14 protein-coding genes are annotated in these 11,909 nt (G+C 67.1%); 11 read left to right on the top strand and 3 right to left on the bottom strand.

The features are described 5' to 3' along the window. The first annotated feature begins 2 nt into the window (after positions 1–2). From AC13F7_RS01480 to accC, 5 genes are all read left to right on the top strand, one after another. Positions 3–734: a putative quinol monooxygenase gene (locus tag AC13F7_RS01480; protein WP_482999019.1), complete on the top strand. Its 732-nt coding sequence runs from the start codon at positions 3–5 to the stop codon at positions 732–734. 273 nt (positions 735–1,007) lie between these two features. Continuing rightward, entirely contained in the window at positions 1,008–1,457 is a 450-nt protein-coding gene (gene aroQ, locus AC13F7_RS01475; protein ID WP_482999018.1) for a type II 3-dehydroquinate dehydratase, read from the top strand. Beyond that, on the top strand, positions 1,457–1,879 hold the full coding sequence (locus AC13F7_RS01470) for a lysozyme inhibitor LprI family protein (RefSeq protein ID WP_482999017.1): 423 nt from the start codon (positions 1,457–1,459) through the stop codon (positions 1,877–1,879). Before aroQ ends, AC13F7_RS01470 begins: the two co-directional genes overlap by 1 nt. A gap of 54 nt (positions 1,880–1,933) precedes the next feature. After that, the gene (gene accB / locus AC13F7_RS01465) at positions 1,934–2,422 is read left to right on the top strand and encodes an acetyl-CoA carboxylase biotin carboxyl carrier protein (protein WP_019183531.1); all 489 of its coding nucleotides are present in this window, start codon (positions 1,934–1,936) and stop codon (positions 2,420–2,422) included. A 10-nt stretch (positions 2,423–2,432) separates the two neighbouring features. Then, positions 2,433–3,800: an acetyl-CoA carboxylase biotin carboxylase subunit gene (gene accC, locus AC13F7_RS01460; protein WP_346471180.1), complete on the top strand. Its 1,368-nt coding sequence runs from the start codon at positions 2,433–2,435 to the stop codon at positions 3,798–3,800. Between the two features lie 82 nt (positions 3,801–3,882). Here accC and AC13F7_RS01455 read toward each other — a convergent pair whose 3' ends face one another. The 3 genes from AC13F7_RS01455 to AC13F7_RS01445 are packed head-to-tail and all read right to left on the bottom strand — an operon-like array spanning position 3,883 to position 5,934. Further along, a complete protein-coding gene (locus tag AC13F7_RS01455; RefSeq protein WP_482999016.1) occupies positions 3,883–4,584 on the bottom strand; it encodes an alpha/beta fold hydrolase in 702 nt (233 codons plus the stop codon). Positions 4,585–4,603: 19 nt separating this feature from the next. Next, positions 4,604–4,975: a hypothetical protein gene (locus tag AC13F7_RS01450; protein ID WP_346471178.1), complete on the bottom strand. Its 372-nt coding sequence runs from the start codon at positions 4,973–4,975 to the stop codon at positions 4,604–4,606. Then, the gene (locus AC13F7_RS01445) at positions 4,972–5,934 is read right to left on the bottom strand and encodes a hypothetical protein (RefSeq protein ID WP_481467183.1); all 963 of its coding nucleotides are present in this window, start codon (positions 5,932–5,934) and stop codon (positions 4,972–4,974) included. Before AC13F7_RS01445 ends, AC13F7_RS01450 begins: the two co-directional genes overlap by 4 nt. A 187-nt stretch (positions 5,935–6,121) precedes the next feature. On the opposite strand from AC13F7_RS01445, the gene prmA reads away from it, so the two are divergent. The 6 genes from prmA to AC13F7_RS01415 all read left to right on the top strand — a co-directional run bounded on the left by prmA (position 6,122) and on the right by AC13F7_RS01415 (position 11,871). After that, positions 6,122–7,042, top strand: a complete 921-nt coding sequence (gene prmA, locus AC13F7_RS01440; RefSeq protein ID WP_482999015.1) for a 50S ribosomal protein L11 methyltransferase — start codon at positions 6,122–6,124, stop codon at positions 7,040–7,042. Between the two features lie 30 nt (positions 7,043–7,072). After that, positions 7,073–7,972 (top strand): DUF3426 domain-containing protein, encoded by a 900-nt coding sequence (locus AC13F7_RS01435; protein ID WP_482999014.1) that lies wholly within the window; start codon positions 7,073–7,075, stop codon positions 7,970–7,972. Positions 7,973–8,086: 114 nt separating this feature from the next. After that, the gene (fis, locus tag AC13F7_RS01430) at positions 8,087–8,362 is read left to right on the top strand and encodes a DNA-binding transcriptional regulator Fis (protein ID WP_038685853.1); all 276 of its coding nucleotides are present in this window, start codon (positions 8,087–8,089) and stop codon (positions 8,360–8,362) included. 139 nt (positions 8,363–8,501) lie between these two features. Continuing rightward, positions 8,502–10,085 carry a bifunctional phosphoribosylaminoimidazolecarboxamide formyltransferase/IMP cyclohydrolase gene (purH, locus tag AC13F7_RS01425; protein WP_482999013.1) on the top strand — a complete coding sequence of 528 codons (1,584 nt, stop codon included), beginning with the start codon at positions 8,502–8,504 and terminating at the stop codon, positions 10,083–10,085. Positions 10,086–10,102: 17 nt separating this feature from the next. Beyond that, the gene (locus tag AC13F7_RS01420) at positions 10,103–10,963 is read left to right on the top strand and encodes a hypothetical protein (protein WP_482999012.1); all 861 of its coding nucleotides are present in this window, start codon (positions 10,103–10,105) and stop codon (positions 10,961–10,963) included. After that, a complete protein-coding gene (locus tag AC13F7_RS01415) occupies positions 10,960–11,871 on the top strand; it encodes a hypothetical protein (RefSeq protein WP_482999011.1) in 912 nt (303 codons plus the stop codon). Before AC13F7_RS01420 ends, AC13F7_RS01415 begins: the two co-directional genes overlap by 4 nt. The last annotated feature ends 38 nt before the right edge of the window (positions 11,872–11,909 follow it).

Here is an 11,909-nt window from a genome sequence, read left to right as displayed (position 1 = left end):
CCATGACCGGCTGGATAGCACTGATGCTGATGTCCCTGATACTGGGAAGTGCCGACGTTGCCGCACAGCCCATCGTGCGCATGTTCGAGCTGCACACCGACCCTGGCCGGCAGGAAGCGTTCGACGCTGCCGGCCGGCACAACATGGACGCCTCCCTGCGGACGGAGCCCGGTGTTCTGGCGATGCACGCCGTCACTGATCGCCAGCGGCCGGGCGTGGCGTACGTCTTCGAAATCTACGCGGATGCGGACGCGTTGAAGACGCATCTTGCGACCGCGCATTACGCCGATTTTCTGCACGCCACGCAGCCGCTCATCACCGACAAGACGTTGACGGAAACGACGCCCGTGTTTCTTGCCGAGAAGCCGGACCGCCTCTCGGTCATGCAGCGTGGCGACACGCCAGAGGTCCGGATCGTCGATGTGACGGTCAAATCCGCGGATATACCGGCATTCACCCGGATCGTCACGGCGGAGATGCGCGAGTCCATGCGGATCGAACCGGGCGTCCTGGCGATGTATGCCGTTACACGGCAGGATCAGCCGGAGCATTGGATCTTCTTTGAGATCTACGCCGATGCCTCTGCCTATGACACCCACCGGCAAACGCCTCACTTCAAGGACTATCTGCAGCGGACCGCAGAGATGCTGGTGGACAAGGGGCACAGCGAGGTGAGCACCATCGCATTGAAGAGCCGTGGCGGGATGTTGTTCGATGCGACCGACATGCCCTGAGAGAAGCGCGTTGGCATCCTGATGCGCCAGGCCACCGCGTCCACACAACGATCCTTGTGCGCGCTGGCGTACATCCACGCATTTCCTGCCATGCGATGAACGGGTGCCACCGGCTGCAACCGCCGTGTCGCCGACCCCAAGCCGCCAACATCCATCTACCCCAACGGTCCCACTCAATTTTCAAACATACGATTGAAACACGCGCAACTTCGTCGAACTGGACACGATCCACCAGTTCCGCCAGACTCCGCCCTTTCCTGTTGTTCGGCACCCATGGCGAAACTGCTGGTCCTGCATGGCCCCAACCTCAACCTGCTCGGCACACGCGAGCCGGGGGTCTATGGGCACACCACGCTGGCGCAGATCGACCAGGCCCTGCTGGCCCAGGCGCAGGCCGCCGGCCACGCCCTGGAGAGCCTGCAGTCCAATGCCGAGCACGTGCTGGTCGACCGGGCGCAGGCCGCCCGCGATGACGGCACGGCCTTCATCCTGATCAACCCGGCGGCCTTCACCCACACCTCGGTGGCCCTGCGCGATGCGCTGGCCGCGGTGGACGTGCCCTTCATCGAGATCCACCTGTCCAACCCGCATGCGCGCGAGCCCTTCCGCCAGCACAGCTATTTCAGCGACAAGGCGGTCGGGGTGATCTGTGGGTTCGGGGCGGACAGCTATCGCTATGCGATGGATGCGGCGCTGACCAGGCTGGCGGCCACCTCCGCGTGATGACGCTGCCGCGTGTCCTCGCCAGCGTCGCGCTGTGGGGCTGCCTGTGCGGCGCCGCCATCGCCGCTGATCGCAGCGCGGAAGGCATCGACTGCGCGCAGCCGAGCGGCACCATGGAATCGGACCTGTGCGCCTCGGATGTGGCCAGCGAGGCCGATACCGAATTGAACGCGGTGTACGCCCAGGCGCGCCAGCAGTTGCGCAGCCAGGCCGCCGAAGGCGCCTGCACGCACTGCGCCGATGCGGAAAAGCAGCTGATCCTGGCCCAGCGCGCGTGGATGCAGCTGCGCGATCACGAGTGCGATGCGGTCTACGCCTTCAACGCCGATGGCACCTCGCGCAATGGCGCGCAGATGCACTGCCTCACCACCCTCGCGCGCGACCGTACGCGGCAGCTGCGCGATTTCTACGAATTGCTTTGACCCGAGCGCATCGCGCTTCCCACCACACTGACACCACGAGCTAAAGAGGCCCCTATGGATCTCCGCAAAATCAAGAAACTGATCGACCTGCTGGAAGAGTCGAACCTCGCCGAAATCGAAATCAAGGAAGGCGAAGAGTCCGTGCGTCTGTCGCGCGCGCCCGTCTCCGGCTACGGCATGGTCCAGGCCCAGCCGCAGATGATGATGGCGCCGGCACCGGCCCAGGCCGCTGCCCCGGCCATGCCGATGCAGTCGCCGACCGAAGCCTCCACCGGTGGCACCGCCAAGGCCGGCAATGCCCTGCCCGATGGCCACGTGCTGCGCGCGCCGATGGTCGGCACCTTCTATGCCTCGTCCTCGCCGGACAAGCCGGCCTTCGTGTCGGTCGGCCAGGCCGTCAAGGCCGGTGAAACGCTGGCGATCATCGAAGCGATGAAAATGTTCAACCCGATCGAAGCCGATGTCTCCGGCACCATCGTCGCCATCCTGGGCGAAAACGGCCAGCCGGTCGAATTCGACCAGCCGCTGTTCGTGATCGGCTAAGGATTAGTCCATGCTCGACAAAGTCGTTATTGCCAACCGAGGGGAGATCGCGCTGCGCATCCTGCGCGCGTGCCATACCCTGGGCATCCGCACGGTGGCTGTGCATTCCACGGTCGACCGCAACCTCAAGCACGTGGCCATGGCCGACGAGTCGGTCTGCATCGGTCCGGCACCGTCCTCGGAGAGCTACCTCAACATCCCGGCCCTGATCGCCGCGGCGGAAGTCACCGACGCCCAGGCCATCCACCCGGGCTACGGCTTCCTGTCGGAGAACGCCGACTTTGCCGAGCGCGTGGAAGAATCCGGCTTCATCTTCATCGGCCCCAAGGCCGACACCATCCGCCTGATGGGCGACAAGGTGGAAGCGATCCGCGCGATGAAGGCCGCCGGCGTGCCGTGCGTGCCCGGCTCGGGCGGCCCGCTGACCGACGACATCGTGGCCAACACCAAGATCGCCCGTGAGATCGGCTACCCGGTCATCATCAAGGCCTCCGGCGGCGGTGGCGGCCGCGGTATGCGCGTGGTGCATGCCGAAGCCTCGTTGAAGGCCGCGATCGAGACCACCAAGTCCGAAGCCAAGGCCGCTTTCAGCAACGATCAGGTCTACATGGAGAAGTTCCTGGAGAATCCGCGTCACGTGGAGATCCAGGTCCTCGCCGATGGCCAGGGCAACGCCATCCACCTCGGTGAACGCGACTGCTCCATGCAGCGCCGCCACCAGAAGGTGGTGGAAGAAGCGCCGGCACCGGGCATCACCGCCGAGCTGCGCGACGAGATCGGCAAGGTCTGCGTGGAAGCCTGCATCCGCATCGGCTACCGCGGCGCGGGTACGTTCGAGTTCCTGTTCGAAGGCGGTCGTTTCTACTTCATCGAAATGAACACCCGTGTGCAGGTGGAACATCCGGTGACGGAGATGGTGACCGGCATCGACCTGGTCTGCGAGCAGCTGCGCATCGCCGCCGGCCAGAAACTGTCGATCAAGCAGAGCGACGTGGTGCTGACCGGTCATGCGATCGAGTGCCGCATCAACGCCGAAGACGCCGAGACCTTCGTGCCGAGCCCGGGCCAGATCACCGCGTTCCATCCGCCGGGTGGCCCCGGTGTGCGCGTGGATACCCACATCTACAGTGGCTACCGCGTGCCGCCGAACTATGACTCGATGATCGGCAAGCTGATCGTGCACGGCCCGGATCGCGAGACGGCAATCGCGCGCATGCGCGTGGCGCTGAGCGAGCTGGTCGTGGACGGCATCAAGACCAACGTCGCGCTGCAGCAGCGCATCATGCGCGACAAGGGCTTCCAGGCCGGTGGGCAGAACATCCACTACCTGGAAAAGCGCCTGGCTGAACGCAAGAACAAGTCGATCGCGCTGACCTGATCGTTTGTTCTACGCGGTAGGCCGGACAGCAGAAAGGCGGGGATTTCCCCGCCTTTTTGTTTGCCTGCGGCGTGCTGCCGCGTCAGCCGAGCCTACCGACAAAACGCTGGACGAGGTCGGCGGCAGCCTGCGGGTTGGCCTGCAACAGCAGGTGCGGGCCGGCCACGCTGTGCTGCTGCGCGTGCGGCAGCAGTGCTGACCACTCGCGCTGCGCGCGCGCAGGCAGCAAGCGGTCATCCGAGGCGTGCAGACACAGCACCGGTACCGCCACCTCGGGCGCGCAAGCCCGCATGTCCACCTCCAGCACGGCACGCAGCCGCTCCCGCAAGACCGGCACGTCCACCTGGGCCAGCGCCTTCTGCAGCGCATCGCGCATCGCCGGCGTCGCCCAGCGGCCGAGCAGCCACCATGACAGCGCCGGCGACGGCATGCCCCGCATCGGGAGCCAGCGCAGCAGCGGCCGCAGCGCGCGCCCTGCCGGCCAGTGCGCGCGGGCAAACGTGGTGGTGAGGATCAGGCCTTGCAGGCCACGGGGTGCGCGGGCCGCCACCGCCAACGCCAGCGGGCCGGAGAACGACTCCCCCAACAGGACGAACGGTACATCGCGCGGCAGCGCGGCCTGCACGAAGGGAAGCAGTTGGCGGTAATCCAACGGACGGTCATGCGGATAGGCAATGACCGACGCCGCAATGCCCCTCGCCGCCATCGCATTGATGAAGCCGTCATGCAGCGTGCCGGTGGCATCCATGCCCGGCAGCACGATCAGCACAGGCAGGTCGGACATGGCCGGCCCTGCCGGAAGGTCACTTGGCGGTATCAGCCGCAGTGACCTGCGAGTTCTTCACCGGCTCCACGCCCAGCGACGAGGTCGGATCCATGATCACCATCGTTTCGGTGGAGCCATCCGGCCACACCACCTGGAAGGTGCTGCCGCTGGGCAGCGAAGCGAACGGCATGCCACTCTGCGCGCGGTACACCGCAGCGACCTGGCTGGCACCGGCACGACGCACCTCGGCATCGGCCTTGACCGAGGTCAGCTGCACTTTGGACAGGCTTCGGTAACGATCGTCATAGGTGTCGATCATCACCAGACCCACCGCTCCAGCCGAGTACGCCACGAACAACGCCACCCAGAACCAGAATTTCGCACCATGCAGGATTCGACGGTAATTCATCGCCCTTTCCTCTGCTTGACCAGCTCTTCGACCAACACGCTCATTTTCCCCGCACCTTGCCGCGATACCGCGGCGTCATACACAAAAGTGGCAAAGTCCTGCCCACCGTCCTGCGAACAGATCCCTCCGTTCGCGCAGAAATTGTTCATCAGCACGCTGTCCGGCCCGCAGGCCATGCCCAGCTCGCACGCTGCCAGCCGCCACGCCAGTTCGCTGAACTGATCGCCGGCGACCAGGCCGCTCATCGCGTTGTCGCCGCTGGCACGTTGGCCCATGCCCGGCGCCAGTGCCATGAAGGCTTCCGGATCACGCGAGTCCATCACCCGCTCGACCAGCCCGCGACGATAGGCGGGCGCGGTTTCCAGCGGATGACCTTCAGCGAACAGCGAGGCCTCGGCGGCGAGGTTGCCGGCCTTGGCCGACTGCAGCCGCTGCGCCAGGATCAACGGCCGGCCCAGGTTGTCGCTGCTGACAAACCCTGCGCAACGGCGCGAGACGCGTTCGCGCGCGGCGACCATCGGTGCCGACGCATTCATGCCCAGCCCGGTCAACAGCGTGTTGTCCAGCTGGTAGCCGCCCGGGTCCATCGCATACATGGCGCAATAGTCGTAGACGCGGCTGACCATCCACCCGGCCTCGGCGTTGCCATTGGCGGCCTGCAGTTGCAGGCGTTGTGCATAGGCGAACAGATCGGTATCGCCTTCGATATCGGCGCGCAGGTCCAGTGGCAGGCCGGATGCCACCGCGGTGCCGCGCTCGCTGCCGAGCAGGCGGCGGGCCAGTTGCCGCGCTTCGGCCGGGACCGCCGTCGGCGCATTGCCGGCCGGCGGCTCATCCATGTGCGCAGCGGCCTGATCGGCGTGCAATACCCGATCGCCCGCGCGATAGCCCACCACCCCCAGCAACGCCAGGGCCGGTACGACCAGCAACCAGGTTTTCAGGGTCGGCACGAGCGCCATGGGCGAAGGTTCACAGGCTGTCGGTGATGGACAGCAGAAATCCAAGTTTAGCAAGCGGCCGCAGTGGTGTCTGAACCGGCTGTCCGGCCGATCTTACCGGTCAACGAGACGCCCGCACCTGCGCGGCGCCGGGACCATCGGCCCGCACTGGTCTAACATGCACGGTTTTCCGCCGGTCCCTGCCCCCATGCCCTTCCTGGAACTCACCCTGCACTGCACCGAAGCCACCCAGCCGCGCTATGAGAATGCGCTGGACGACGTGGGCGCGCTGGCGGTGACCCTGCTCGATGCCGATGCCGACACCAGCAACGAGCGCGCGATCCTGGAGCCGGGCGTGGGCGAGACCCCGTTGTGGAACGATCTGGTGCTGACCGCGCTGTTCCCGGGCGACACCAACGCGCTGGCCCTGCTGGCTGCACTGGACGCCTTCGACCCGGGCCTGGACTGGGCCAATGCCAGCTTCCGCGCCGTGGCCGATGAAGACTGGGAACGCGCCTGGATCGACCAGTTCCAGCCGATGGCTTTCGGTGACCGCACCTGGATCGTGCCGTGGAACCATGAGCTTCCAGAGGCCGCACAGGCCGAGGATGCCGCCGTGGTCCGCCTGGACCCGGGCTTGGCATTCGGCTCCGGTACCCACCCGACCACCGCGCTGTGCCTGCGCTGGCTGGACGGCCTGGCCACCGAAGGCGCACTGGCCGGGAACACCGTGCTCGATTTCGGCTGCGGCTCGGGCATCCTGGCCCTGGCGGCGCTGAAGCTGGGCGCTGCCCGCGCGGTCGGCGTGGACAACGACCCGCAGGCGGTGATCGCCACCGGCGACAACGCCGAGCGCAATGGCCTGCAGGACCGCGTGCAGGTCTACCTGCCGGACGATGAGCCGCAGGCAACCTATCCGGTCGTGGTGGCGAACATTCTGGCCTCCGCGCTGGATGCACTGGCCGATGTGCTGGCCGCACGCGTGGCACCGGGCGGCCGCATCGCGCTGTCGGGCATCCTGCATGGGCAGGAAGGCGAACTGCTGGAACGCTATGCCCCGGCCTTTGAACAGCTGGCGGTGGCGCAGGACGGCGATTGGATGCGCATCACCGGCGTCCGCCGTGCTTGAATAGCCCGTCTCCTGCCCGGTCCCGTGCCCATGTCCGAGCCTCCGATGCCGCCGCGACGCCCGATCGCCACGTTCCTGCGTCCGTCGCCGGAGGCGCTGGCCGATCCGGCTGAGCCGTCTTCGCTGTCCCACGACGACGCGGAGGCGTTGCCGACGTCGCCCGTGGACGATGGCATCGCGCCGTTGGCGGTGGAACAGGTGATCGATGCACAACCGGTGCACGCGCCGCAGCGCACGGCACCGGCGTTCGAACTCGACCTGCCCCCTCCATCCGAACGCACGCCGATTGCCGACGCTGGGTCAGCGGCCACGTCGCCCGCTGACACCGCAGCGCCATCGATAGCGCCCCTGGAAGATGCGGACGGCCTCACTGAGGCCGCACGCGGCAGCGCCACCGCGGCCCTGCCGCCAGCGGAGGCGATCACCACGCCGAGCTTCCTGCGCCTGCCCGGTGCGCGCCTGCGCACGCCGCGCTGGCAGTGGGGAATGGTCGCCGGGCTGGCCGCCGTGCTGCTGGTCCAGATTGCCGTAGCCGACCGCGACCGGCTCGCTGCCGATGCGGGCACGCGCCCGTGGATCGCCGGGTTGTGCAGCGTGCTGCGCTGTTCAGTGCCAGCCTGGCGCGAGCCGGCGGCGTTCAGCATGCTCAGCCGCGATGTGCGTCCCGTTCCGGGCCAGGCCGGCGCGCTGCAGGTGCAGGCGAGCATCCGCAACGATGCCCGCTGGGCCCAGGCGTGGCCGTCGCTGCGGCTGTCACTGTCCGATGCCGATGGCCGCGTGATCGGCACCAATGTGTTCGCGCCGGCCGACTATCTGGATCGCACAACAGACCCGGCAGCCACGCTGGAACCCGGCCAGAGCGCACAGATTGCCTTCCGCGTGCGCGAGCCCGCAGCGTCTACCGTCGCATTCACCTTTGAGTTCCTCTGAGGCGTCGCCGGGTCGGCCGGAGCGTGGCAGGCAGCCGACGCACGCGCTAGACTGGTCCCATCACCCTTCCGCCGTGGGCTGTTGTCCGCCCCGGCTCTTGCACCGGGAAACTCCTTGAACGCTGTCCTTTCTCGTCCTGACAACAGTCGTGGCGCGCCCAAGCCACCCCTGCGCGAACACGTGGCCCAGTCGGTCCGGCGCTACCTGCGGGACCTGGATGGCTGCGATGCGGACGATGTCTACGAGATCGTGCTGCGCGAAATGGAAATCCCGCTGTTCGTGGAAGTGCTGAACCACTGCGAAGGCAACCAGAGTCGCGCCGCGGCGATGCTGGGCATCCACCGCGCCACCCTGCGCAAGAAGCTCAAGGAATACGGCATCGCGACCTGATGCCGGTGGGCGCCTGCGTCGCGCCAGCGGAACAAGGCCGGATCGAGCAGCGCTCGGTACCGGCCTTTGACGTTTCTGGGGCCATGCCCGCGCCACTGGCCTACAATATGGCCCCGCTCCGCTTCGATCTCCTGCCCCCATGAGTTCCGATCTGCTGCCCGTGCGCCGGGCCCTGCTGTCTGTTTCCGACAAAACCGGTCTGATCGACCTGGCCCGCGCCCTGGCGGCGCGCAACGTGGAGCTGCTCTCCACCGGCGGTACCGCCAAGGCGATCCGTGAGGCCGGCCTGGCAGTGAAGGACGTGGCCGACGTCACCGGCTTCCCGGAAATGATGGACGGCCGGGTCAAGACCCTGCACCCGATGGTGCACGGTGGCCTGCTCGGCCGCGCGGGGCTGGATGACGCAGTGATGGCCGAGCACGGCATCGGCGCGATCGATCTGCTGGTGCTGAACCTGTATCCGTTCGAGTCAGTGACCGCCAAGGCAGACTGCACCCTGGAAGACGCCGTGGAGAACATCGACATCGGTGGCCCGGCGATGCTGCGTTCGGCGGCGAAGAACTTCGCCCGCGTGGCCGTGGCGACCGATCCGTCGCAGTACGACGAACTGCTCGCCGAACTGGACGCCCATGACGGCAAGCTCTCGGCCGCCAAGCGCTTCGCCTTCTCGGTGGCCGCGTTCAACCGCGTGGCCCAGTACGATGCGGCGATCAGCAATTACCTCTCTGCCGTGACCACCACCGACACCGCGGTGCCGGTGCGCACCGAATTCCCGGCGCAGATGAATTCCAGCTTCGTGAAGGTGATGGACCTGCGCTACGGCGAGAACCCGCACCAGAGCGGCGCGTTCTACCGCGACCTGTACCCGGTGCCGGGCACGCTGGCCACGTTCCAGCAGCTGCAGGGCAAGGAACTGAGCTACAACAACCTGGCCGACGCCGATGCCGCGTGGGAATGCGTGCGTCAGTTCGACGTGCCGGCCTGCGTGATCGTCAAGCACGCCAACCCGTGCGGCGTGGCCGTGGGCGCCGGTAACGGTGATGCCTACGAGCTGGCCTACGCGACCGACCCGACCAGCGCCTTCGGCGGCATCATCGCCTTCAACCAGCCGCTGGATGCCGCCACCGCCAAGGTGATCCTGGACCGCCAGTTCGTGGAAGTATTGATTGCCCCGGACTACGAGCCGGCTGCGCTGGAATACGCGCAGAAGAAGGCCAACGTGCGCGTGCTGCGCATTCCGCACGGACAGGGCCTCAACAATTACGACACCAAGCGGATTGGTTCTGGCCTGCTGATGCAGAGCGCCGACAACCGTGGCATGAGCCGCGACGAACTGACCGTGGTGAGCAAGCTGGCGCCGACCGACAAGCAGTTCGCCGATCTGCTGTTCGCGTGGAAGGTCGCCAAGTTCGTCAAATCCAATGCCATCGTCTACGCCAAGGACAACCGTACCATCGGTGTCGGTGCTGGCCAGATGAGCCGCGTGTACTCGGCGCGCATCGCCGGCATCAAGGCTGCCGATGCGAACCTGGTGGTGGAAGGCTCGGTGATGGCCTCCGATGCGTTCTTCCCGTTCCGCGACGGCATCGATGCCGCTGCGGCGGCCGGCATCAAGGCGGTGATCCAGCCGGGTGGCTCGATGCGCGACAACGAAGTGATCGCCGCCGCCGACGAGCATGGCCTGGCGATGGTGTTCACCGGCGTGCGGCACTTCCGCCACTGATGCCTGGATCGACACGGATGTCGCCACGGCAACGCACTGCCCTCGCAGCGGCGGTGATCGCCACCGCTGCAGGGTTGGCTGGCTGTACGCCGGCCAGTGCACCGGCAGCGCCGCGGGCCGTGCCCGATGCAGCCGCGGCGAAGGCCGCCCCGCTTGCCCACGTCAGCCGCACGGAGCGCCTGCAGGCCTTCCTGACCGAGCGCTACGGCAAGGCCGCCAGGCTCTCAGGAACATGGCGTGGCAGTTGGACCCAGGACGGCGATACCCGCCTCACCGATTGGCATGTGTGTGCCGAGCAACCGGTGGTGACCGGCGACAGTTGGCAGCAGCTGTTGGCCGTCTGCGGCTCCCCCCTCGAGAATGCCCACCCGGACCCGGGCGCGATCGACTTCTTCGTGCTGCGCCCCGAGGTGGACCGCTTTGTCGTGGCCGCCGAACTGACCGGGCAGAACTTCGGCAGCCAGGGTGAACCCGGCACGGTGCAGATCCTGCGCGCCGGCAGCGACTTCTACGGTTTCCGCATCGAGCATGGCTGGTTCGGCCAGGGCTACTCGCTGATCACGCAGACGCTGGTGCTGCCTGGCCCGAACGGGCTGGTGGAAGCCGGTGGCGTGCGCAGCCATATCGACAACAACGCGGCCTACGACTGCGACGATGCCGACGCCGAACCCGATTGCCAGGCGCGGCTGTTCAACCTCGATTTCACGCTGCGCTTCGACAGCCGCGATCCGGCGGCGCGGCAATGGCCGCTGCTGATTGAAGAGACCGGCCTGGGGTGTGGCGGGAAGCCGGTCCAGCGCGAACATCGCTTCACCCTGGACCCGAAAACGTGGACGTATGCGTTTCCCGACGCGCTTCAGCGGGAAGGGTGCGAGTGATCCGTTCATGGGCACTGGCAGGTGTGGCGCTCGCGCTGCTGGCCGGCTGTGATCGCACACCTGCAGCGCCCGATCCAGACACACCCCGCCGGGTGCTCAGAACCACGGCGCTGGTGGAGGACATGATCTACGTCCGGGGCGATGCCAACCAGCGCCTGCTGGCCTTTCTGCGCAAGCGCTACGGCGACACCGCTCTGCTCGATGCACCATGGAAGGGCGACTGGGAGGACACCGAGGTCGAGGCGCTGCGTCCGGTCACCCGCCGCGTGTGCGCGCGTGACACGGTCACTACCGACGGTAGCGAGCAGACCCTGCTGGCGGTGTGCCAGACTCTTGATGACGCCGCCACTGTCGAACCCGGGCGGGTCGACCTGTATGTGCTGCGCCTGGGCAAGGACAACGTTGAGGCCAGTCACGGCGGCGCGCTTGCCCAGCAGCTGGCCAACGATCCGCTGCTGGTCATCGCCCAGCGCCTGCAGCGCCCCTACGGCCGCCACGGTGCGCCCGGCACGGTCCAGATCGCGCAGCTCGGCCCGCAACGCCATGCCTTCCAGATCACCCACGAGGAGCACCGGCGGGGCCATCGGCGCATCTGGCGCAGCTACGTCGCCCTTCACAACGATCGCCTGCGCGATGTCGCCCAGTACCGCGACCACCTCGACAATCTCGCCCTGCACGGCTGTGACGGCAAACCGGCCGACTGCGGCGAGGACGTGTTCGCGGTCGACTTCAGCACGACCGTGGGCGACAGCAACGTCGTGGATGGCTACTGGCCGTTGACGGTGCGTGCCAGCGGCCACGACTGCACGGGCCCGGCGAGCGAGTACTACCACCTCATCTTCGATGCCCGGCAGCGCGCGTATCCGGTACCGGATGACCTGCAGCGCGACGGCTGCGCCGACCGCTGAGGCCGTGGGGTTGCCACCGCAACCGACCGCCCGAATGC

This window comes from Stenotrophomonas sp. K-6, assembly GCF_056861555.1.
Note: the sequence above shows the minus strand (reverse complement) of the source record. Positions and strands in the feature narration are given on the sequence as shown.

Excerpts from the sequence above, each read along its gene's own strand:
- AC13F7_RS01480 (WP_482999019.1), top strand. The coding sequence starts at position 3 with ATGACCGGCTGGATAGCACTGATGCTGATGTCCCTGATACTGGGAAGT.
- aroQ (WP_482999018.1), top strand. The coding sequence starts at position 1,008 with ATGGCGAAACTGCTGGTCCTGCATGGCCCCAACCTCAACCTGCTCGGC.
- AC13F7_RS01470 (WP_482999017.1), top strand. The coding sequence starts at position 1,457 with ATGACGCTGCCGCGTGTCCTCGCCAGCGTCGCGCTGTGGGGCTGCCTG.
- accB (WP_019183531.1), top strand. The coding sequence starts at position 1,934 with ATGGATCTCCGCAAAATCAAGAAACTGATCGACCTGCTGGAAGAGTCG.
- accC (WP_346471180.1), top strand. The coding sequence starts at position 2,433 with ATGCTCGACAAAGTCGTTATTGCCAACCGAGGGGAGATCGCGCTGCGC.
- AC13F7_RS01455 (WP_482999016.1), bottom strand. The coding sequence starts at position 4,584 with ATGTCCGACCTGCCTGTGCTGATCGTGCTGCCGGGCATGGATGCCACC.
- AC13F7_RS01450 (WP_346471178.1), bottom strand. The coding sequence starts at position 4,975 with ATGAATTACCGTCGAATCCTGCATGGTGCGAAATTCTGGTTCTGGGTG.
- AC13F7_RS01445 (WP_481467183.1), bottom strand. The coding sequence starts at position 5,934 with ATGGCGCTCGTGCCGACCCTGAAAACCTGGTTGCTGGTCGTACCGGCC.
- prmA (WP_482999015.1), top strand. The coding sequence starts at position 6,122 with ATGCCCTTCCTGGAACTCACCCTGCACTGCACCGAAGCCACCCAGCCG.
- AC13F7_RS01435 (WP_482999014.1), top strand. The coding sequence starts at position 7,073 with ATGTCCGAGCCTCCGATGCCGCCGCGACGCCCGATCGCCACGTTCCTG.
- purH (WP_482999013.1), top strand. The coding sequence starts at position 8,502 with ATGAGTTCCGATCTGCTGCCCGTGCGCCGGGCCCTGCTGTCTGTTTCC.
- AC13F7_RS01420 (WP_482999012.1), top strand. The coding sequence starts at position 10,103 with ATGTCGCCACGGCAACGCACTGCCCTCGCAGCGGCGGTGATCGCCACC.